9 protein-coding genes are annotated in these 24,171 nt (G+C 47.0%); all 9 read right to left on the bottom strand.

Annotated features, from left to right (window positions below):
* Positions 1–411: 411 nt before the first annotated feature.
* Positions 412–1,335: a carbohydrate ABC transporter permease gene (locus tag QFZ77_RS16040; RefSeq protein ID WP_307440983.1), complete on the bottom strand. Its 924-nt coding sequence runs from the start codon at positions 1,333–1,335 to the stop codon at positions 412–414.
* An 85-nt stretch (positions 1,336–1,420) separates the two neighbouring features.
* A complete protein-coding gene (locus QFZ77_RS16035) occupies positions 1,421–2,401 on the bottom strand; it encodes an ABC transporter permease (RefSeq protein ID WP_307440982.1) in 981 nt (326 codons plus the stop codon).
* 87 nt (positions 2,402–2,488) lie between these two features.
* On the bottom strand, positions 2,489–4,168 hold the full coding sequence (locus QFZ77_RS16030; RefSeq protein ID WP_307440980.1) for a type 2 periplasmic-binding domain-containing protein: 1,680 nt from the start codon (positions 4,166–4,168) through the stop codon (positions 2,489–2,491).
* Positions 4,169–4,283: 115 nt separating this feature from the next.
* Positions 4,284–5,738: a response regulator transcription factor gene (locus QFZ77_RS16025; RefSeq protein ID WP_307440979.1), complete on the bottom strand. Its 1,455-nt coding sequence runs from the start codon at positions 5,736–5,738 to the stop codon at positions 4,284–4,286.
* A 2-nt stretch (positions 5,739–5,740) separates the two neighbouring features.
* The gene (locus QFZ77_RS16020) at positions 5,741–7,486 is read right to left on the bottom strand and encodes a sensor histidine kinase (protein WP_307440978.1); all 1,746 of its coding nucleotides are present in this window, start codon (positions 7,484–7,486) and stop codon (positions 5,741–5,743) included.
* 241 nt (positions 7,487–7,727) lie between these two features.
* The gene (locus QFZ77_RS16015) at positions 7,728–9,632 is read right to left on the bottom strand and encodes a beta-galactosidase (protein WP_307440977.1); all 1,905 of its coding nucleotides are present in this window, start codon (positions 9,630–9,632) and stop codon (positions 7,728–7,730) included.
* A gap of 264 nt (positions 9,633–9,896) precedes the next feature.
* On the bottom strand, positions 9,897–11,966 hold the full coding sequence (locus tag QFZ77_RS16010) for an AbfB domain-containing protein (RefSeq protein WP_307440976.1): 2,070 nt from the start codon (positions 11,964–11,966) through the stop codon (positions 9,897–9,899).
* A 230-nt stretch (positions 11,967–12,196) separates the two neighbouring features.
* Entirely contained in the window at positions 12,197–17,962 is a 5,766-nt protein-coding gene (locus tag QFZ77_RS16005) for a LamG-like jellyroll fold domain-containing protein (RefSeq protein WP_307440975.1), read from the bottom strand.
* 183 nt (positions 17,963–18,145) lie between these two features.
* Positions 18,146–24,157, bottom strand: a complete 6,012-nt coding sequence (locus QFZ77_RS16000; protein ID WP_307440974.1) for an OmpL47-type beta-barrel domain-containing protein — start codon at positions 24,155–24,157, stop codon at positions 18,146–18,148.
* Positions 24,158–24,171 lie beyond the last annotated feature (14 nt).

Raw genomic sequence — 24,171 nt, 5'->3', positions numbered from 1 at the left:
TGTATTATTCAGCAAGTTTCGAACGTTCCACAGGGGATGTCATCGTCAAGTTTGTAAATGTGCAGGAGAATAGTGTTCATGCGCAGGTTGTTTTGGAGGATTTGCATACGATTACTATATTTAGAATAAATAAGTGAAAGTGAAGATGTAAGTATTTGAAGCGGAAAATAGACCTATAGGTCTAAACAGCTTGAGCCCGGCAATTAGCCGGGCTCAAGCTGTTTAGACGGTCATTTTGATACATATCTGGCATTCTGGGTGCCGAAGGCGAATGATTGGCTCGCACCATTATTTGGCAAGCCAATACCGGTTTTACTCACTACTGTTGTCCATATCGAACCATTAGTAGAAATATCTATCGCACCACATCCGATTTCTTTAGAAGCTCTCCTACAAATAATTACTTTTCCTTTATTCTTTTACAGAACCCAGCAGCACGCCTTTAATAAAAAACCTTTGCGCAAAAGGGTATATAATTACCATTGGAATCGACGCCATGACCATCGACGCCAGTTGAAGGGTTCGGGCTGTAACGGTTCCTTGGCCTTGAACTTTGGAGTAGAGATCCGCGATAGCGGGATTGTTGGCATTCACGGTGTTAGCCATCTGTTCAAGCGCATCAGTCGACTGAACCAGCTTTAAGATCAGATACTGCAGCGTCTGTAAATCACTGGATTGGGTGAAATACAGCGTCGCTCCGTAATCATTCCATACGCCAACAGCCGTGAAAACCGAAAGAGCAGCCAAAACCGGCTTTGATAACGGGATAACAACGCGGAAGAATATGGTGAATTCATTCGCCCCATCCATTTTGGCCGATTCAAACAGAGAGATGGGAATCGCTTTGAAATTCGCATTGAAAATAATAACGTTCCAAAATCCGCCAAAAAGGGCAGGAATGATATAAACCAGATAGCTATCATACAAACCAAGCCAATTCATTAACATAAATGAAGGAATCAGCCCGCCGCCAAAATACATGCTTGCAAAGCCTACTCCCGCATAAAACCATTTGCCTTTTAAATAAGGACGGGAAAAGGCGTAAGAAAACATCGCCGTATACAAAATAGAGACAACCGTTACAATAACAGTTCGCGACCCGCTTATCCATGCAGCCTGAAGGATCCCCGGGTCCGACATAACCGTCTGCCAGCTCGCCCATGTAAATTCCCTTGGCCATACAAATATGGGACCACGCACAAGATCGTCGCCTGTATTCAAAGAATTTGCGACAGAAAACCAAAACGGATACACCGTCAATAGCATCACAAACAGCATGATGAGGACATTCGATACAGTAAAAATGCGATCTCCCCAGCTCCTGCCTCCGACCATACCGGACTACCTCCTAAAAGTTATTCGCGCTGCTTCCATGTAGTATCTTCTATGCAAGCGAAAAACTCGCTCCGGAAGCATACGCTTAAAACAAACCTGATTTTGTAAGTCTTTTTGATAGAATGTTCGCTCCAAGCAATAGCGCAAGCGCAAATATCGATTTCATCAAACCGATTGCCGTAGCCGGAGCAAACTGGAACTGTTGAATCCCTGTTCGATACACGTAAGTATCTATAACCTGACTTGCAGGCAAGTTTAATGAGTTTTGCAGGACGTAAATCTGCGTAAAGTTATTGTTCAGCATGCCGCTCACTGCGAATATGATCAGAATCATCACGGTAGGCAAAATGCTAGGCAGCGTGATGTGCATCATCCGTTTGAAACGGCCCGCACCGTCAATTGCAGCAGCCTCATATAAAGACTGGTCGATGCCTGCAATGGCAGCCAAATATAAGATGGCGCCCCAGCCTATTTCCTTCAACAAGGATGTCCCGATAGCAATGCCCCAAAAATAATCGGGATCACCCAGAAATTGAATAGGTCTATCGATCAAGTCCAGTTTCAGGAGCATATAATTCACGATACCGCCATCTGGATTCAGCAGCGTAATAAACAATCCGCCAAAGATAACCCACGATAGAAAATGCGGCAGGTACGTGACGGTCTGAATCCATGATTTAAACTTGGGATTCCGGATCTCGTTTAACAATAAAGCGAACATCAGGGTTACCGGTATCCCTATCAGCGACCCCAAGAGATTGATTCCGAGTGTATTTTTCACCATCGGCCAAAACTCAAAGTTCCGAAAAACAAACATAAAGTTCTCAAAGTTGTTCCATTGACTCGTAAAAATGCCTTTGACTCCAGTAAAGGGATCGTAGGCCTTAAATGCCATCAACAGCCCGTACATCGGGACAAAGTCGAATATGACAATAAGAATAATTGCAGGCCACAGCATGGTCTTGAGCTCCAACTGGGTGCGAAGATCGTGTCCAAGCCTGAATGATTTCTTGCTTTTAGCTTTTGCTAACGGGATGTGTCCCTCATAGGCGCTTTTCGCCATCATTATCCCTCCAGACAAACATTGATAGTGCCAAAGTGCAGCATGCGAAGGCACCCGCACTTTGGCACTATTCATCGGTCAAATCATAAGTTATGAATTAACGCCTTTTACCGTTACGCCCAGTTCTTTGAACCTCTTTTGGACTTCTGCGTCTACCGCTGCATCAAGCTCATCGATCTTCAATTCCTTCAGTTTGGCGATATATTCGTCATAGAGCTTGTTGAACGTTGCCTCGTCCTTCGCCAAAACCATCTTGGAAATCTGAGCTTGGATGTATTGCTGCACTTGATCTTTTATCGTTTTATTTTTGCTTCCGACCGCATAGAAATCGCCAGGCATTACCATTACAGAAGCATTATATCTGACCACTTCCTTTCCTTTCGCGAAAGCGGTCCGTGCCTCCACTTCAGCCAATCCACCGGCGCCAGACCTTTTTGTAGGAGCCGGCATCACGCTTTCAAAGAATGACAAATTGGTGAATTGCCAGAAGATATCTAATGCTGTTTTGGTGCTGTCCTTGGTGTCTTGTATCCCTTTGTCAGTTTGTACGATGAGACCTTTGTCATTTTTCGTATAATGAACGCCTTCAATGCCCCAGTGAGTGAGTGTCATCCCTTCAGGACTGGCCATATAGCTGAGCCATTTCGCCAAGCGTTCCGGTTCCTTGGCTGATTTGGAAATGAAAGTTTGCATCCAGCCTTCCCCTGGTTCAGACCAGTAAGGGAAAGTAGGTTTTGTGCCTTCGTTCGACAAGATCGGGCCAGGAGAAACCCAGAAATCAAGCTTATCAAATTTAGCGCCAGCCATATTGCCGATGAAGCTAAACACACGTCCAGACAAGAAGTTTGCTTCCATGGCTGCATTATCGGTTGTTAACTGCCCAGCATCGAAGTACCCGCCTTGAGCTGCCTTAAACAGAAATTGAATGGCATGCTTGTTTTCCGGAGTTAAGAGAACATCTCTGGCTTTCCCTTCTTTATCAATCGGCATGGCCCCAAAAGATCGCTGAAGAAGTTGGAGCGACTCGCCCTGATAGTTCTTGCCATTCAACTGGAGCGGAATGACAGCCTGGCCGTCAACAGTCAGCTTCATGTCCTTCACCTTTTTGAGAGCCGCGAGGAAACCATTCTCGGTTTTCAGATCGTCAAGCGTAAGGCCTGCCTGCTTCATGAGATTCTCGTTGATCAAAACACCTTTGTTTTCTGAATACTTTGCCACATCTGCAAAGTAAGTGCTTGACGGAGGAAATGTCTTCTTCGCATCATCACTGCCCATATGACTCGGAATGGCGTACCAGTCGCCATCTCGTTTGATAAGCTGCTTCTTTACATCAGCAGGAAAACTCTTCAGCAAATGGGACTCCGGATCATATTTCTTAAGGAATTCTTCCAATTTCCATACCTTGCCGGATTGAGTCAGCTTCTTAGACATATCCGGGCCTACAGTTGTAATGACGTCCGGGAAAGCATCCGATGATGAAACCATCAGCAGACTCAATTTTGTATCGCCGTCCTGAGCCGGAATATTGTAGCTGAAAGTGAGCCCCGTCTTTTTCGTAAGTTCGCCCGTAACAGTTCCAGGCTCCGTGTTCCATTGAGGCGGGTTCCAGAATCCTGCTGTAGAGAACCAGTTAACATTAACCGGCGCCGCTGGCGTCTCGGTTTTCGCCGCCTTCGTCGGTTCGGCGCCGCTTCCCGATTTGTTGGCGCTGCAGCCCGATAACGCGACTGCCCCTGCCAATGTCAATACTGTAAACAATCTCAACTTCATAATCGACGACACCCCTGCCCACGCATATTTGTTTGGTACTTCTTCATCTTAGCCCGCTTCGCTATCACATCATATGTTTGATTTTTTTTATTTTGGTGTAGGTTTTAGATAGCGATTACATTTTCCGATATTTGCTTGGCGTAATTCCACAATTTTTTTTGAAAAGCTTGTTAAAATGGAAATAGTCCTTATATCCCACACGCTCTACGATTTCATGTATGGACAGCGAAGAGCCAGACAATAGTTCTTTGGCCAGGCCCATTCTCTTGTTAGTTATATAATCCGTATATGTTATTCCCGTTTCCTTCTTAATAAGGGTGCTTAAATAACCGAGACTGATATTAAATTGCTTGGATAAATCGCCGAGTAAAATATCCTCCGTAAAGCTGGCATTGATATGATCGATAATCTTCTTCGCCGTCTCATTGGAAATCAGCAGCTCTTCGCCGGCTTGTTGCTCGAAGATTGCCTTGATCCTTTCGAATAGTTGCTCGATTGAGCTATAATAACGGACAATTTGGTAGTAGTTTAAATATTCGATTTCGTTAATTACATCGCTGTTGCTATAATATTTTAAAATGAGCGAGACGATTTGATTGTAAATCGTGGATATTTGGTCGATCAACATGTGCCGAGCCTTGCATTCCTCACAAAGCTCGTCCAGACCTTTATAAATTTGCTCCTGTTTTTGTTCTTTAATGGCTACTTCGATATGAAGTATCGTTTTCGTCAGAGCTGCGGCAAGTTCAGTCGTTTTATAATCGACCATCTGTCGTCCCTGCCCGAAGAAAGAACTGAACAGGGCAATGTCCGATTCCTGATAAAGCTTGGCAACGGGTGTAGAGAAAACACCTATGCTGCTTATTCCGATACACTCGGTACCGGAAAGGTTTACCGAGATGAAATCCAATAAACCGATCGGATTCTTGCATTCATCGTAGTTTAATAGAATGGAGATTTTATTTTGCCCTGTACGAAAGCGGATACACTTTATCCCGTTACTCGTTATAATTCCATCCCCGGCTTCTGAAAGCGTTGTTTGCGGATATAAACAACTAATGAACCGATAATGAGGAAGTACGAAACCAATTCCTCTATTTGTTAAAAAATTGCTGATTTTAATTTTGTTATCGGGCTCAAATAATTCGAATAGATCATCCAGGAACAAATCCAGTCCTTTGTACGCTTTTTGCTTCTCCGTCAACACGCTTTTTAACCGCAATAAAGTATCGATGAGCTTGTCTTTATCGACCTGCTTCAACAAATAATCAAAGGCGCCGAGTCGGACCGCTTTTTGCGCATACTCAAACTCCGCATAGCCGCTAATAAGAATGACATTGGTATCCAGCTGCTTCTCATTGATTTGCTCCAACAGCTCAATTCCGTTTAAACCCGGCATTCGAATATCGGATATCACGATCTCAGGTTTTTTTTCCAAAATCGTCTCCAGCGCCGTTAACCCGTTATACGCCTCTCCGATCACGGTATAGCCCAAGCTCTCCCAATCAATCAACGCTTTTATCCCGTATGCGACCCACGGCTCATCGTCAACAATCAATACGTTGTACATGGTTATTTGTCCTCCAGTTGTTCGGAATGGTCCTGCGCAGGGAAGGTGATACTGATCGTTGTACCCAAATGTAATTTACTTTGTATGGTCATCTCAGCCTCATCACCGTAAAACAACTTGATTCTCCGATAAATATTGGATAACCCAATTCCTAGTTTAGCATCATTCTTCGAATAGCTAGGTGTGTCAAATTGCCGCAGGCAATTTAGCAGCTCCTCAAGCTGCTTATCTTCCATCCCGTATCCGTCATCCCAGATTACGTATTGAACTTTGTTCTGCGCAGTCTTTTGCACAGTAATCTGAACAGTGCCGTTGTCGATTTTTTTCTCCAATCCGTGAAAAACAGCATTTTCCACAATCGGTTGAAGCAGCATTTTAAGCGTCCTCACTTCCAACAGATCCTCATCCGCTTCGATTGCTACTTGCATTCTTCCCATAAAGCGAAGCTCGATTATTTTCGCATATTCTTTGACATGCGAGATTTCATCCTGGATCGTTACGAAGTCATTCCCTTTAACGGAGTACCTGAACATGTTGGATAAAGATGTTGATATATCCGCAATTTCCTGAGCTTTGTAAAAGAAGGCTATGGCGCGAATACATTCCATTGTGTTGTACAAAAAGTGAGGGCTAATCTGATTGCGAAATGCTGAGATTTCCATCTGTTTTTTCGCGATTTCGATTTCGTACATCTGCTTTTGCGTAAGCTGAATCTCTGTGCTTAGCGTATCAATTTCGTCCAGCATTTTATTCAAATTGACGGCGAGAACGCCAATTTCATTGTGGTATACAACGTTGAAGCGGTTTTCTCCACCCTTTTTCGGGTAGGACTTCATAAAGTCCATTAAAGCCTTTATCGGCTTTAATATGCGGGCGAAAAAGATAAACAGAAATAAACCGAGCATACAAAACATGACGATATACGTCGCAATGTTCAGCCTTTGAACGGTATCCAATTCCTGCAACAGCTCGTTCTTCGGTATCACGCTGATCAGCTTCCATCCGGTACGGGACAGCGTTATCGTCTGCACGATATATCGTTTATCGAGCTTCCACTCCTCTATATTGAATGTATCGAAATTGAGCGTATTTCCTTCGCTGGCCATTATTTTGTTGTTTTGGTCGAGAAGCAATAGACGGGAATGGGCTGTAATTTTTGCGTTTTTCAATATATTATTAAAGTTATTTACATCCATGATAAAAACACTTGAACCTCGGTAATCTCTGTGAATGTTGCTTTTCAGATTATAAATCGGAACGGAAATGGAGTAGTAGGGTCCCGTGTAGGTTGAATCCGGATATGTCAAAACCCCTGAATACTCTGTGCTTTCCACCGGAAATTTAACGGATTCGCTGGTTCCTGCTCCGATATTGGCGATCAACGTCTCCTCCTTGTCGAAAAGCTGGATGCCTCTAATATTTTCTTTTAGTGTAATGGTGTTGCTGAACACCGAAATGATTTCACTGTTCATTAGGACCATCGATAAGGTATCCGTCGAACTCATGTAGGTTTGAACCGTCGGACTATATAACAGAGATGTTGAGATTCCCTCCATGTCCGAATAAAAGCTCTCCATTTTTTCTTCAACCTGAAGAAGTATTTTGCTAACGGAGTCCGTGACCTTCCTCTCGATTATGCGCCCTGCAATATTGTTCGAAATGACAAATGAAATCAGAAGTATGATCAGCATGATCAAGATCAAATAAAGGACTTGCCGGATAAGGCTAAGTTTTCCAAATCGGCCCATGAATCTCTTTCCTCGCTTCTTAATCGGTTTGAATAACTACAAATAGCTTACATTTGCCTGCTTCATTTAATACGATTCTTCTAGTTACTTTCGATAATGTTAGTATCAATTAAACAACAGATAAAAAAAGATGAGGCTATCCCTTTGGTTCAGAAACCAGGAATAGCCTCTTCGGCTGACTTCAAGAGCCCCCCTACCTTGACCTAAGGTTGGGGTACTCCCGTCATCATAATCTGACCCACTAAAATCCGGTCTTAGGAATTTCCATCGGAGCTTGGTCCAGAGGCTGTTTGAGGCCTGTTCGGACCTCATACATGTTTCGATGGGCCAGCTTCATCTGTTCTACAAAAGCCTGATATGGCCGCTGGCACACGTCGACCGCTCCGATTTGATAATTCTCTCCGTCAAACCGCCCTAATACGGGCTGATCATTAAGCTGAAAATAATGAACCCCGATCAGTTCCGGAATCGCTGCAGCTTGTTCCACATAATATCGATATGCCACCCCTCTATCTTCCTGGGTGGCAACCGCCCGAATGCCATAGGCAAGCATTCCGGCACCCGCAGCCCCGAAATGAAATTCGCCGATGATCACCGGTCTCTTTAACCTCTTGCTGATACGCTCGATAAGTTCCTGGTCCGGTTGAAACTGATAACAATTGATACTAAACACATCGAAAGCTTCGCAACCTTCCAGAATGTCATCGTTTGCCACCCAAGCATAACGCATGCCCATGTTCAAATGGTGGGGATCCGCTTCTTTGCATTGACGTGCAGGAATTTCTACATATCGCCGGATCATCATACGGTTAAATAAAGCAAAATCTTGCTGACGTACCCGACTATCGTTAAACTCCACTTTCCCGCTATCCAACAAATCCCCGAAATCTTGGTAGGAAGCCTCCCAGGCGGCATTCCATCGGGCAAGCGTCTCATACTTCTCCTTCAACCATTCGATAAACCGTTGTTTACTGGCAAATGGAAAAGAATGCCGCAGCATGGCCTCCGTCAAATTCAATCCGTCAACGAATGCCCAGTGGGGTTCATTCCGCATAAAATATCCCACTAAACGTTTATCTTCTTTCAAGGAAATAAGCTGTTTCGCAAAACCTGCGGAATTCCGCTCGTATTCCGGGTTGTAAACGTCTGGAAAATCCCGAAAAATCATTTCTTTCGTGGACGGAAACCCTTCCATCGGATAAACATACGAAATCTCAGAACGGCTGATAAAATCCGGTTGGGACCAATTCCCTATCGTATTGATTCCCCAATCCTTCAATCGATGCTCTGTCAGCTCTGTCCAAGCTTCCCGCCATTTATCGCCAAAAATACGAATCATATTGGAAACTGCCAAACAATATCCGTGCGGCGTCCATGCATCACGAAACGGCCCAATCTTATCCGGAAGGGGGGGAACCAAATGCTCCATACCGGAAATCCGCATTTCTCCATAGGGTCCTACACAGTCCATTCCCGTACTGAACATCGCATACCCGTCCGGATCCACAAACCACCAACGCATCCCGTCGAATTCAGTACGGAAATAACCGGTTGGATCGAAGCGAAGCTCCTTCCAACCGCCGTATAAGCTTATATCCGACGTGCAGGCATCGGAACGTTCCCTGGCCAGAAGAATCTGTTCCTTCAAGCCGCGTTCCAATTCGTCCAGGGAACTCGTTTTTCCTGGCCATTCCTTCCAGGCTAACTGCCCGAGTTCATCGATATAAGGGCTTGGCTCATATAGGAAGTCCGGTACGGAAAGGGTCAACTGCAACCCAGTAACTTCGAAGCGTCTGGCTGAAACCGATGGGATTGTAGAGATCGAGAACCCGTCGATCCGGCTCCGATCCACAGAAGAATCGCCCCTAAGAACAGATTGCATGACACCGGGAAACCGGTCCAAAAACAATTTTTCTCCGTTTAAGGCATTTAAAGGCAAGCATACTCGCGTTTTTACATACGGAAGTACGCCGAAATGTACGGAAATCGAACGACCGTCTTCATCCTGAAAGGTAAAAATAATGACTAATACATCGTGGGATTCGTGGTACACATCGGCTGTCACGAAATCATAATCAACCCAAATTCCTTGTGAATAATGGGAACCATCCAGATGTACACTTCCGCCATCCGAAGAAGTTTCCACATAAAATTGTCCCTCATTTATAATGTGCAACCGCACTTCTGGGCCGCACCGAAATGTATTTGCCATGATAAATATCATACTTGCCCTCACTCCAATGCTTGTTCTTTGTTTTCACAATAAACTCTATCAAAATGAAAACGCTCTATCTATTGCAATATTATTCAATTTCATCAGATTTCTTTAAATCCGCCTGCAATATCCGCAAAAAAAAGGGGGATGGCAGATTTACCATCCTCCGATATTCATATTTCTTCCAGAAAGGGCTTAAGGAGCGACTTCAGTGAATGTCGCATCAGCGTTAAACGTCGATCCTGATCCAGCCTGAGCATACATTAGATAATTGGAGTGGCGCAGAAATTTGGTCGAATCCGTCCACATTTGGTAGGACGATTTTTGGGCATCCGCCAATCCTGCCACGCGACGGAAGGTTGCATCATTTTTGAAAGTTGTCGTGCTATCGTTCGAATCCAGCCAAACTTCTCCATTGGATCGGACTCGCAGGTAGCTCCCAGGGAAGTTGATGGACTCGAACGAAACTCCCGTCGAATCAGCCAATCCGGTAACCATCTTGAACTGAGAGTCTTGAACCGGAGAAACATTGGCATCTATCTGTGCACGATAGTTACTGTGACGAATGTAACGGTCCGGAAAGTTATACGATTGCAAGCGAACGTTTACGGATATCGGCTCGAGCCTCCACTGCTCGTTATTGCCAAGAACATATCGCCATTGCTGGATAAGGGCTCCATCTGAGGTGGAATTGCCTTCCACGTCTGCTGGTTTGTTGCTATGCACGGGGGTGAGGCGGTGATAGCCGCTGCCTACAGGGAGAAAAGCAAATTTCTGATTGTCTCCGCCAGTGCTGCTCCACAACTCAAATTTGGCGCCATGATCCAGAGACCCACTGGTTATATCCAGATTTTTACCGCTCCGCACATCTTTAACACTATATTGGCCGCCGCCAAGATGGGTAACCACCCATTGTTGATTAGTTCCTCCATTAGGTGTCCATTGCTGTACTGCTGAACCATTTGCTGTTCCGGCTGCATCCAGAGCTTTGCTGGTACTGCGCACGATGATCCGATAAGTGCCGTCAGGAATATTACCACCGGGAAGAGTTGCAGTTCCGCCGCTGCCGGACGGCCGGGTATAGAGAAGTGTACCGAATCCGGGCTGGTCGAATGTCGAGCCATAGGAAGTGTTGGGACCGCCTTCAGGTCTCATGAGTTGGGCGCGGGCGGCAATATTGGGTACCGACAGCCCTTTGCGGTTGGCGTAATGGTTGTATATCATTTCCCAAACCGGACGCATTTCATTGCGGCTGGCATCGGAAATCACGGTTTGTGTTTGAACGGCGCCGTTGGTGCCGGAGCCCCATTCATAGGTCGCAAACGGTACGTCATTTCCGTTGTTATATTTGGCAACGTATTCGGCGGCGCGCATGAAGCGGTTGTTTCCCCACCCATACAAGTCCTCGCCTTGATTCCAGGCCATTTCATTGATCGAAGCCATTAATCCAATGCCCAGCTGTGTGTGCGCCTGATCGCGTCCAGATTCCTGCCACTGTGCGAGCCCACCCGGGTGCAGGAATGGAATCGCATTATAGATGGAACCGTTTCCAGCGCCGTTTTTAAAATATTCGACTCCTATGTCATAGATATCCCGGCGGTCACAAAAAATCCCAATCGCAACTGTCGTGGCCATATTGGCCAGATCCCAGTTCGCCCAGTAATTTTGGATATATGCGTCGTTGTGATCCCCGCCGTATTCATTGCCAATAAGGAAGCGCTCGTTAAGAGGCTTGTAAAATACATTCAACAGCATGTTTTGCATCTGGGTCACATTAAAACCGGAATAGCCCCGCATAATCTCTGCTGCGTTAGCCATTTGATATCCGTAAAGTCCGGAAGCCAAATAGCGGTCTGCAGTGCCGCCGATCGTCGTAAGTGTGGAAGACCAGGCGTTCAGAATGTCACGCGCCGTGTTTCCGTTAGCCGTGTTTCCGGTAATCTTCCATAGCAAGGCATTCTGGTAAGCGCGGGCAACATCGATGTACAACAAGGCTACATTGTCGTCAGTCCCGCCGCGATTAATCGTAGCAGTGGCACGCGGTGTCCAATTGGACGATGAAAGCGGGCTGCCCACCAGTTGATTATAACCGTCCAGATACGGCTGCGTGCCCGCGCCCACCATCTGCGTCATGCGATCGAAATCTGCCTGTGTCTGCATTATGCCAGGATGAACAAAGGCAGTTGCTGCTTTCCCTTCATTAACATACCCAATCATACTCACCAAGAGGCTTAAAATAATTGAAAATGCTAAAATCTTCCTCATCACAAATCATCTCCTTTAAACTTTGATAAACACTCATTGCGCTATTATCACCGCAGCTGTTACCGGCGCTTCTCCAATCGCATCCCCCCTTTGCAAAATATCAACTTTTTCATGCCGAATCAGGGTGTATAAAAAACTCCCTCTCGTGCATTAGGAAAGTTTATTTCCATACTGTCTGCACAAGAGGGAGTGAAAAACAAAAGGCGATTACACTAAGCAAATTTGATGCGTCATTTTATGGAGGTGGGCAAATACTTGGCATCCCGAAGTAAGTAGCCTGCGGCTTGCACAGAGATATGCTTGCCGTTTTGCGCTTGTACTTCATTTACAAAAGCGGCCAGATTGTTGGCAGCCAATTTGCTTTGCAAGCTGTTTGCGATGCCGGCGTTATCGATCCATCCGGCAGTCTTAAAGCGTGTGACCAAGGCCTGCAAGGATTGGATACTGGTCGTAATCTGGAACATGATCGTCTGGCTGCTCGTATTCCCTGCCAGGTCACTTGCCGTCACGATCAGCGAGTGCGAGCCGAGTGCCAGCGTATAGAGCGGAATAGTCGCTCCTTGCTGTACGCCATACGTATCCAGCGTAACCGTCGACTTGCTGCTGTCAATCCCAGACAAGATATCGCTCAGCTTAATGATCGGAGTCATATCCCCTGAATCGTTGAACGTTCCGTACACCACGCCAGATACCGTAATCGTAGGTAGGGTTGCATCCAGATTAAAGCTAATTGTTTTGGCCTCTTCAGCATTGCCGGCATTGTCGGTCGAACGGTAGCTCACGGTATATTTGTCATCTTTGCCGAACGTTAACGCCGATGTATAAGCCTGCCATGTGCTGCCGCCGTCCAGACTGTACTCGGTTTTGGCTGCGCCCGACAGATTGTCATAAACGCTAAGGCTAACTGTTACAGCGTGTACATACCATCCGTTCTGACCATCCGGCTGAGACTGTGCAACGACAGCCGTCGTCACAGGCGGCGTCTTGTCGATCTGCAGCGCCTTCAGCGTGACAATCACATCCGCGGTAGCCGTATCAATGATCTCCTGAGACGCGGCAGCCGGCACAGCATTCATTTTGTCAAGTGCACTCTGTAGGGCTTGCCATTGATCCGCCGGGTACTTCGTGCCGTTCAGCGCATTGGCTTCCGAATTCAAGACATTAATCAGGGTTCGGTCGATCGGCTTCTCGAAGAACTCAAGCTCGGCGACGTTCGAGCTCCCGCTCGGAGAATAGAAGCGCAGATAACGGAAGGCCGTCGTATTCGTAATCGCGCCTGAATTCCATGCCAACGCACCGATGCCGTTAATCGTATAAAGATCGGTCCAGTTCGTTCCATCGCCCGAACCTTGAATGATCGAGCCGTTGATCCGGGGCACAAAATTGCTTCTCGGATAGAACCTGACGCTGCCGATTGATTTGGCATTGCCTTCTCCCAAATCGACGAGAATCCAGCTTGGGTTGGCCGTGGCATCGGTATAGGTGCCCGTATTGCCGTCAAACGCCCGCCATCCGTTCACTGCGGCCGACCCTGCGCTGGCGTTAGGCCAGGCTACAGTGGAAGCAACGACCATCGAAGACGACACGTCAACTTTCGGCGCAGTGAGTGTGATTGTTGACACCAGCGCCGCTTCGGCTTGAGCGAGCTGCGCGACAAGCGCCGCTTTATCGGCACCCGGCAAAGCGAGCGCAGCTTGGATCCGCTCGAATTCCTTCTGATACAGATAGTAGCTGCCCTTGGTATAGCCGTCCGGCTTCAACATGCCGAGATTGACCTTAAATTGGGCCGTTTGGCTGATCTTATACAAGCCGTTGCTCACTATAAAGGTGACAAAGTTGTCGCCGTAATTCGCATGAGCCGGAGTCCATGTGAAGACGCCAGTGACCGAATCGAGCGCCGCGCCCGAAGGCAATTTGGCAGCGCTGTAGGTCAGCGTCGCACCCGTCGGATCCGCCCCTTTCACCTGATACGTAAACGTTTGTTTTGAGGTAAGCTCCACAGTTTCATTGGAGGCGATGACCGGCTGACCTTTTACGGTGAGCTTGACGGTGCGGGAAGTTGCCCCTCCGTTCGCTGCAGCTGTTAAGGTTACGGTATAGACGCCTCCCTGCGTTATGTCCGGCGTCCATATGACAGTACGCTTATCCGCATCGTAAACCGCTCCTTGCGGCAACCCGCTGACACTGAATACGGTGCCGGCAACGGAGTTCAATTGATGAAGCTTGAAGGTGAGCTGATTACCCGCTATAACGGTTTTGTCCGCTACGGGAGCGATTGCCGGAACGCCCGGCAGATAGACCAAACCTTCGTATGCCACCTTTAAGCTGTCGGCTGCGGAGTCAATTTGAGCCTGGCTTGAGCCAGTGTTGGAAGCGACAGCTTGTGCCGCAGGGATTGCCTGCTGCAAAGCTTGCACGCTGTCAGCCGTATAGATACTGGCATTGCCTGCTGCAGCAGCTTGATTCAGCAAGAACGTGAGCAAGCTGTTATCATACCCGACTGCTGTTTGAGCGTTATACACCGCTTGAATCTCGGCATCGCTCAAGACGCGATTGTATATTTGGAATTCGTCGATCATGCCGTTAAACAGCGGATCGGGAAATTGGCTTTTGCCGATGTAGTTCGTGCCAGGCTGGATATCGCTCGGTTTGATCGTGAAACCGCTTTTGGTCGCCTTCAGCGCGCCGCCCACATACAGCTTCGCCGTGCCATTCCCCAGCGTCACCGCCACATGCACCCATTGATTGGCCGGTATTTGCGCAGTTTCCACGGATTGTTCGCTGCTGCCGTTCTTGATATCGAAAAGCAGCTTATTACTGCCCGATCTCGGCGTAAGGAACATGTATTGATTGGTGTTGCTGCCAAAGTCGAAGATCCGCTGCCACTGGCTGCTTCCATTCCAATACACCCAGGTTGCGAGGGTGATCTCGTTGTAATTGGTCATGGGGTGCGACGCCGGCAGCATAACGTAGTTATCCGTCCCGTTCAAGCTGATCGCTTGCCCGACCTTTCCTGCTGCGTAAGCTGCGGTTCCAAAGACGGTTCCGTCAGTGGACGAAGTAAACCCGAACGTATTCTTAGCGTTCCCTTCGAACGAATACAGCGACGACGTGTACGGCACCAACAAACTGCGGGCATCATAAATTTCGTTAATCAGCTCTTGCTCGGTATAATCTGGATTGCCGACGGCGTTCTTCACGTATTCCAATTCTTTCTGGAACAGGTAATAGCTTTGTTTCGAATAATTTTCGGCAGGCAGCTTTGCCGCTTCCGCCAACGCATCGGCAATAGTGCTCGCCATTTTGGTTACCGTCTCATGGCGCTCTCCAAAGATTCTAAATTCGGACAATTCAATCATGGTGCTCGAAGGCTGAATCATTTGAATTTTCAGGAAGCGGAACTGCTCATTTTTGAGATCATCTTGTACCTCAAGTCTTTGCATATCTTCCGTAACCGTTGTCAGGTCGGGCGTTAACCGGGTCCAATTCACTCTATCATTGGATCCAAACAGGGCAGTACCGCCGATCCGTTCGGGGAAACTGGCCCTTACCTGGAGCCCGAAGGCATTGGCCGACACTTTGTAGCCAGGCCCAAAATCCATGAAATAACTCAAATTCTGAGCCAAGTAATACCCTGCAAAACTGCCTGCATAATTATCCAGCAGCATGGGTAATTGAGTTCCAAAGGTTGAACTAACAAACATGTTGGCATAGTTCATGCTTCCGTCGCTTAACAACGGCGTCAATAATTGAAGACCTTCAACGGCATTGTTCAAGTCCGATAATTTCTGATAGAAAACATCATCGGATGCGCTGGAGATCTGATTCATGACGTCAGCATACGCTCGATTATAAGTATTAAGGGTTGACGAAATATAACTGTTATTGACATTATACGGAGCGATTACTGCGCTTACCGCCGATTGCCGGTCATTGGTTACGACAACTGTAACATCCTTGGCTGTAACCGTGGTTCCGTCCGACGCCCCCACTACGAAGGAATAGGTTCCGGCTTGTGTCGGCTTCCACGAAAATGCGCCGGTGCTCTCATCGAACACTGCACCCTCAGGTTTATTATCGATCTGATAAGTAACTACATCGGTAGCACTCGCGTCTGTTGCGGAGAAATCGTAATTGATCGTGGTAGTAGACCCCACATAGGTAAATAAATGTAAATCTTTGTTTCCTGCCGTAAATACCGGAGGGGTCAGCAGTGTTCCTGCTTGTACATTAATATGGTCGATGTCAACCGTAGTACCGGCGCCTTTAACTGTAATATAAAGGAGATCGCCCAGACCTTGGTAATCATTAAACGCATAGGTTACATATCTCCACTGCCCCTTGGTATCCGGTAGCGTCAATGTATCACCGAACGCTTCCATTGTAGCAACGCCATTGGTCCTAATCCTGAATCCAATGTTTCTTGTCCCGTTGCCGGAACCAACAAGCGCAATTTTGCTTCCCGCTTGCGTTGCGCTGATCCGGGCGTAGGAAGCCGACCCATCTTGCATGGTTGCCGAGTTGCTGTCAAGCGCCGAGTACCGGTCTTCAATTTCCCGATATGGCTCTACTATAGGCTTTACAAGATACTTTGTACCCTCAGCCTCAGCTGCTTTAGGTATGAAGAGCCAGAAATCTCCTCCTCCATCTACGCCATCCCAATTGTAAAACACTCGGTCAGCGAACATTTGGGTAAAGTATGGTGCTCTTTCTTCCATATTGATTCCCTTGACATACTTATAGTAATAGAACAGCTCCCACGTATTTTGAGTCAATCTTCCTCTGTATTGCTGTGACAGTTCTTTATAAATGATAGTTGGATTTCCATTGGCATCTCTATGTGCCGCCACAGGAATCCATGGTGTATCATAACCGATCATGAACTTGGCAAAATATTCAGCAGCGTCCAGGATTCGATCATTCAGAAATTCGTAAGGTCCTACAGCATTCGGCGCTGTGGAAATAGTCCCCTCTACCGGATCGACTTTTGTTCCCTGGGCAAGCAATAAACGCGCCAAAATTTCCGCATTGGTGACGTCTCCGGCGCCATGCGCCTGGTCCCGGCCCATTTCGACATGCTGAACTACCGGAGGATTTACCGTCTCACCGGTTAAGTCATTTTTATCCACCAATCTGAATAGTTGCTTGATAGCGCCGTTTTGACCCTGGTCTACAGCGGTCTTGTTTACGGTAAACCACTCAACTCCCTCGTTATACCTGTCTTTGTTGCCGGTAAAAATATAACCTGCCATAGCTCCTATCAGCGGATAAAGATGCTGGTTCATAAAGCGGTAATTCGTATGCTGAAAGGTTTCGATTACCGGAGTGATCAGATTAGTCGTGAAATCGGTCGTATCTTTATCCGTCCACTTCAGTTCTTCTGTTTGAGTGCTTGTATACCTTAAGATTTCCGCAGCGGTAACCATACGGTTGAGAGGGATTCCCGTGTGAATATGCGCATCTGTAAAATATACGTATTTCGCAGGGTCCATCTGCGACCAAATGCGGATCATATGCATGGCATTTGCTCGATAAGTCTCATCACCGGTTACAACATATAAAATAGCCTGGGTATAAGCCTTCAAAGCATCGGCTATAAATTTAGAATCAAAGCCCTGGCTATTAAAAGCATCACTAGCTGGTTTCGTAGGATCAGTACCGCTCTGATTGCTGGACGTGACGGTCTTTGCAGCGGCAGAAGATAATAGCATTTGATTAAAATAAGTATTCCAAGGTTCCTTTTGCGCCCTTACCTGTGTCCTCAAATTTTCAAGGATATCCTTGGTAAGTCCGACACCGGGATGTTTGAAACCGCTTGCATCGATGACCTCATTAATCGTTGGTTGATAATCCGTAATCATCGATTGAGTTGTTGTTTCCGCAGCAGCTACTCCCGCCGCTAAAGGCAGAATCATTGCCATTACACAAATGGAAACAAGTAAAGACAACATACTTTTAAGACTATTTCCATATCTAAGCCGTTTCCGAACCTTCATTATGCATTCCTCCATTTAATTAAAAAATCAACCAGAAACAGAAATTCAGTTGCGTTGTGCCGACATTAGCACCTTTCGATTATGGAGGCTTCATGGTGATAGATGCGCACAGAAAGAGAAGATTTATTGAAACCGGGAGGAAGACATGAATGCTTTCCTTCCGGTTTCATGTGATTCTACTTATTAATTGCTGGATTGATCGTGAGGCACGGTGACGGTTACAGATACAGCCGTTTTGTTGCCCGCTTTATCAGTTGCCGTGTACGTGATGGTGTAGATATTCCCTCTTTCCGCACGCACGCTGAATGAAGTGGCGGCTGTACCGAAATTGGCAAGAATATCGCCTTTACCGCTATCCGGTCGATTGCTTGTGATGGAGGTTAACACCACAGATTCAACTCCTGAACCGTCGTCGTTCGAAAGCAGAGTGGCATTGATAGGCACCATGGTATGATTCGGCGGCCAAATCGACGTCTTGTCCAACTGGACAGATAATACAGGGGCTGTCTTGTCCACTTTGAACTCAATCGTTTTGAGTTGTTCTACATTGCTGGCTTCATCCGTACTGCGGTAACCCAGCTTATAAGCTCCATCACCAAAGGCAGGAATGGAACCGGTGTAGGTGATCCAAGCACCGTCATTCACTTGATATTCCGTTTTCACTGCTCCTCCATATACACTAGCGTATACGGATAAGCTAACGGTAACATCCGTTGTATACCAACTATTCTTACCGTCAGGTGAAACAGGGATTAATGTTGCGGTGGTGACAGGAGCAATCTTATAGATGTTGCTGACAATAAGGCTTGTTACATTTGATACATTGCCTACAGCATCCATTCCTCTTGCATATACGGTGTCATTGTCTGAGACAACAACGGGATCCGTATAGGCTGTCCACGGGCCGCTTTCGCCTACTTTGTACTCCTTCACCGCCGCATCGGACGGATAGGTGGCCGTTACGGTGACCCCTTGATTGGTCGGAGCTGTGGTATCTATTGCCAAGGTTGCTTCAGATGGTGCAATACGGTCGATATTGCCGACCACATATTGGGTGGCGTTTGAGACGTTGCCCGCAGCATCCGTAGCTTTTGCATACACTGTGCTATTTTCGGAGATAACCACAGGAGCGCCGTACGCGGTCCAAACTCCGTTATCCCCTACCTTGTACTCCTTCATCGCAGCATCGTCCGGATAGGTGACCGTTACAGTGACATCCTGGTTAGTCGACGCTGTAACGTCGGCGGACAATACGGCGTCCGCAGGCGGCATCCTGTCGATGTTGCTTACGGTATAGTGGGTCACATTCGATACATTGCCCACAATGTCTTTGCTTTGTGCATAGACGCTAACATTGACGGATGTGGTCACAGGCGAAGTATACGCTGTCCATGTGCCGTTTTCTCCTACTTTGTACTCCTTGACCACCACGTTGTCCGGATAGCTGATCGTCAAAGTGACATTGCCATTGGTCAGATCTGTCATGTCAGCTGTGAAGATGGCGTCCGAAGGTGCTGTCTTGTAAATGTTGCTGACCGTGTAGCTCGCCACGTCCGAGACATTGCCTGCAGCATCCGTACTTCTTGCATACACCGTTACGTTGTCGGAAACAGTTACAGGAGCAGTGTAGACGGTCCATACGCCGTTATCCCCCACTTTGTACTCCTTCACCGCCGCATCAAGCGGATAGTAGACGGTCACATGAACATCTTTGTTGGTCGGTACTGTAATATCTGCATACAAGCCGGCCACAACAGGCGGAGTAGTATCGGCGATATTTACAGTGACCGTATGCTGCTGCTCCACATTGCCTGCCCAGTCCACGCTCCAATACACGATCGTATGCGTTCCCTCGGTGGTCAACGTAACCGTGTTCCCGGTTTGCTGCGCGCCGCCGTCTACTTTGAAGTAGGTTGCCGCAACACCGGAGCTTGCATCAACGGCATTGAGGCTTACCGTCGAATTATTGTTGACCGATCCCTGCGATGCATTATCGGTTGTTACCGGAGGCGTCACGTCCGCTGCTTTCACAACCCCATGGAATCTCACTTCAGTCATATTCCCATACCAAGTGTTTCCATTGAAAATCCGGATATAACGGTACGGTACTTTACTGGCAACTGCTAAGGTTTGCCAATCCATCGTTTTTCCCGCTGCTGCTGTGAGCGTCGTCCATGTCGTTTTATCGTTGGAGCCTTGGATCACGGTACCACTAATTCTCGTATAATTGGTATCTTGTCTTGCAATCAACTCCACACTCGTCAGCGTAGCTTGATTACCTGTCTTAAAGTCAAAGGTAATGTAACTTCCCGTTCCGGAGCTGCTGCCCAAACGGAAATCGGAAATCGTACCTAAATTGCTATCAAACAGACTATTCACCTGTGATAAGGTTGTTGCTGCAGATCTTCCCGAAGTGGAGTCGATTAAAGTGGCGATGCTGGTCACATTTTTAATCGTATCCGACTCATCAACAAGGTATAGCGAAGTTCCGTCGGTTGTAGAAGAGGCCGGGTATCCGTCCTTTCCATTTTGCTGCTTGTAACTAATGGCGAATTTCACGGTTCCCGCTGCTGCGCCTTGAGGTATGGTCGCCGCACCCGTAAAATTGATATTATCTGTCGTGCTGACCGTTGCAGCCTGGCCTTGAATCGTGACATTAACGGTATTGATCGCTTCTTTTGCTGTGAAGGCTAATTTGACTGTGTTCCCCGGAACAATCCTCTTATTAAGGTTCTGACTTGAGCTAATTGAAGCCGACTGGATTTTGTTAATGGATTCCGTCACGCCATACATTCTCAGTTCAGCCATATTCCCATACCAGTTGTTCGCGTTGGTGATGCGGATATAGCGGTACGGTTGTGTGCCGCTGATAGTTAAGGTCTGCCAAGCATCTGTCTTTCCTGCTGCGTTAGAAATGGTGGTCCAATTCGTATTATCGTTGGAGCCCTGAACCACGGTACCGCTGATTCTGGTGTAGTTACTATCTTGCCTAGAGATTGCGTCGACCTTCGATAGCGTTGCCTGGCCGCCTTCCTTAAAGTCGAAGGTGATATAGGCTCCGTATCCGCTGCCATTTAGCCGAAAATCCGTTATAGTGCCTAAATTGTTGTCAAACAATGTACTTGCCGTTGCCAGCAGATCTGTCTGGTTTCTTCCACTGGAATCTATTAATGTGGTAATATCCAGCAGATTGCTGATCAGCCCTGTCTGGTCGGCAATGGACAATGTAGAGCCGTCGGTTGTGAAAATGGTAGGTACGGCATCAGTACCTGCAGCCGTTTTGTAGTTGATGTTAAATTTAACTGTACCTGCTGCAGCACTGCTATTGACTACCCACGCAGCTGTCCAGTTCAAATTGTCGGCAGTTGTAACTGTTGCGGGTTGCCCTTGAATCGTTACATTCACATTATTGATCGGTTCTGTTGATGTGAAGTTCAGTTTCACTGTGTTGCCTGCAACAATTCGGTTTTTCAAGCTCTGATCCGAGCTGATGGAAACCGACGAAAGCTTGTTTAACGCCTCATGACGTTCTCCAAAGATTCTGAATTCAGCCACTTCAAGCATGGAACTCGATGGTTGAATCATTTGCATTTTCAAGAAGCGGAATTGCTGATTCTTGAGGTCATCTTGCACCTGAAGAGTTTGCATATCTTCCGTAACCGTTGTCAGGCCGGGTGTTAACCGTGTCCAAGTCTCTTTATCATTGGATCCAAACATGGCAACACCGCCGATACGTTCCGGAAAACTGGCTCTTACCTGAAGCTGGAAAGCAGTTGCCGAAACTTTAAAGCTAGGCCCAAAGTCCATGATATGACTCAAATTCTGAGCTACACAATAACATACAAAGCTGTCAGGAGTATTATCCAAAAGGTTTGGCACTGCAGTGCCGAAGGTTGAAGAAACAAACATATTAGAATAATTCATGCTTTCGTCGCTTAACGACGGCGTCAATATTTGAAGCCCTTTAACTGCACTGCTCAAGTTCGCCAGTTTCTGATAGAACACATCATCAGACGCACTTGAGATCACATTCATCACGTCAGCATTCGCTTGATTATAATTACTAACAGTCGAACTAATATAAAGTGTATTGGCATTATACGGAGCGATTACTGCGATTACTGCTGATTGCCGGTCATTGGTTGCTACTACTTTTACGTCCTTCGTTGTAACCGTAGTTCCGTCTGACGCCTCAACTACGAAGGAATAGGTCCCCACTTGTGTCGGCTTCCACGAAAATGCTCCAGTGCTCTCATCGAACACGGCACCCTCAGGCTTATTATCGATCTGATAAGTGACTACATCGGTTGCACCTGTGTCCGTTGCGGAGAAATCATAATTGATCGTGGTAGTAGACCCTACATAGGTAAATACATTCAAATCTGCACTTCCCGCCGTAAATACCGGTGGTGTCAGCAGTGTTCCTGCTTGCACATTAATGTGGTCGATATCAACCGTCGTGCCAGTGCCTTTAATAGTGATATAAAGGAGATCGCCCAAGCCTTGGTAAGCATTAAACGCATAGGTCACATATCTCCACTGCCCCTTGGTATCCGGCAGCGTTAATGTATCACCGAACGCTTCCATTTTAGCTACGCCATTGGTCCGAATCCTGAATCCAATGTTTCTCGTCCCGTTACCGGAACCAACAAGCGCAATTCTGCTCCCCGCTTCCGTTGCGTTGATCTTAACGTAAGAAGTCGCTCCATCTTGCATAGTAGCAGAGTTGCTGTCGAGCGCCGAGTACCGGTCTTCAATTTCCCGATATGGATCTACTATAGGCTTCACAAGATACTTGGTACCCTCAGCCTCGGCTGCCGGGGGGATAAAGAGCCAGAAATCTCCGCCTCCATCTACTCCGTCCCAATTGTAAATCACCCGATCAGAGAACATTTTGGTAAAGTAAGGAGCTCTTTCTTCCATATTGATTCCTCTGACATACTTATAGTAATAGAACAGCTCCCACGTATTTTGTGTCAGCCTTCCTCTATAACCACCTGCCAGTTGTTTATAAATGATGGTTGGATTGCCGTTGGCATCGGTATGTGCCGCAGTAGGAACCCACGGTGTATCGTTACCCAACATGTAGTTGGCAAAAAACTCAGAAGCGTCCAGGATTCGGTCATTCAGAAATTCGTAAGGACCTACAGCATTCGGCGCTGTGGAAAGCGTCCCTTCCACCGGATCTACCTTGGTTCCCTGGGCAAGCAATAAACGCGCCAAAAGTTCCATATTGGTGACGTCTCCGGCGCCGTGCGCTTGGTCGCGGCCCATTTCGACGTGTTGAACTACCGGTGGATCAACCGTCTCACCTGTCAAGTCATTTTTAGTCACCAATCTGAATAATTGCTTAATGGAGCCGTTTTGCCCCTGGTCTACAGCCGTCTTGTTAACGGTAAACCACTCTACGCCCTCATAATATCGGTCTCTGTTGCCGGTAAAGATATAACCCGCCATAGCACCAATTAGCGGATAAAGATGCTGGTTCATAAAATAATTGTTATTATGCTGTAAGGTTTCGATGACCGGCGTAATCAGATTGGTCGTAAAATTAGCCGTATCTTGATCCGTCCACGCAAGTGATGCAGTTTGATAGCTGGAATATCTCAAGATTTCCGCTGCGGTAACCATACGGTTGAGCGGGATTCCCGAGTGAATATGCGCATCGTTATAATACGCGTATTGCCCAGGATCCATCTGGGACCATATCCGGATAATATGCATCGCATTGGCCCGGTAAGTCTCATCACCGGTTACAACATACAAAATCGCCTGGGTATACGCTTTCAAAGCATCTGCAATAAATTTGGATTCAACGCCCTGACTATTAAATGTATAAGTGCCCGGTTTCGTAGAATCGGTGCCGCTCTGATTGCTGGACGTGACGGTCTTAGAAGCGGATGAAGAGGTAAGCATCGCGTTAAAATAGGTATTCCAAGGTTCTTTTTGCGCCCGTACCTCGGTCCTCATATTTTCAAGAACATCCTTGGTAAGTCCGACACCGGGATGTTTGAAACCGCTTGCATCGATGGTCTCAGTAATCGTTGGTTGATACTCCGTCATAATCGATTGAGCTGTTGTGTCTGCTGCTGCAGCTACTCCTGCCGATAAAGGCAGGAGCGTGGCCATAAAAGTAATGGAAACAACGATAGACAAAATGCGCTTAAACGCATTTCTGAAAGTAAGCCCTTTCATTTGTACTCCCCCAT

Source organism: Paenibacillus sp. V4I3 (assembly GCF_030817215.1).
Lineage (GTDB): Bacteria > Bacillota > Bacilli > Paenibacillales > NBRC-103111 > Paenibacillus_E.
The sequence above is the reverse complement of the archived record's forward strand: the minus strand, read 5'-3'. Positions and strand labels throughout refer to the sequence as shown.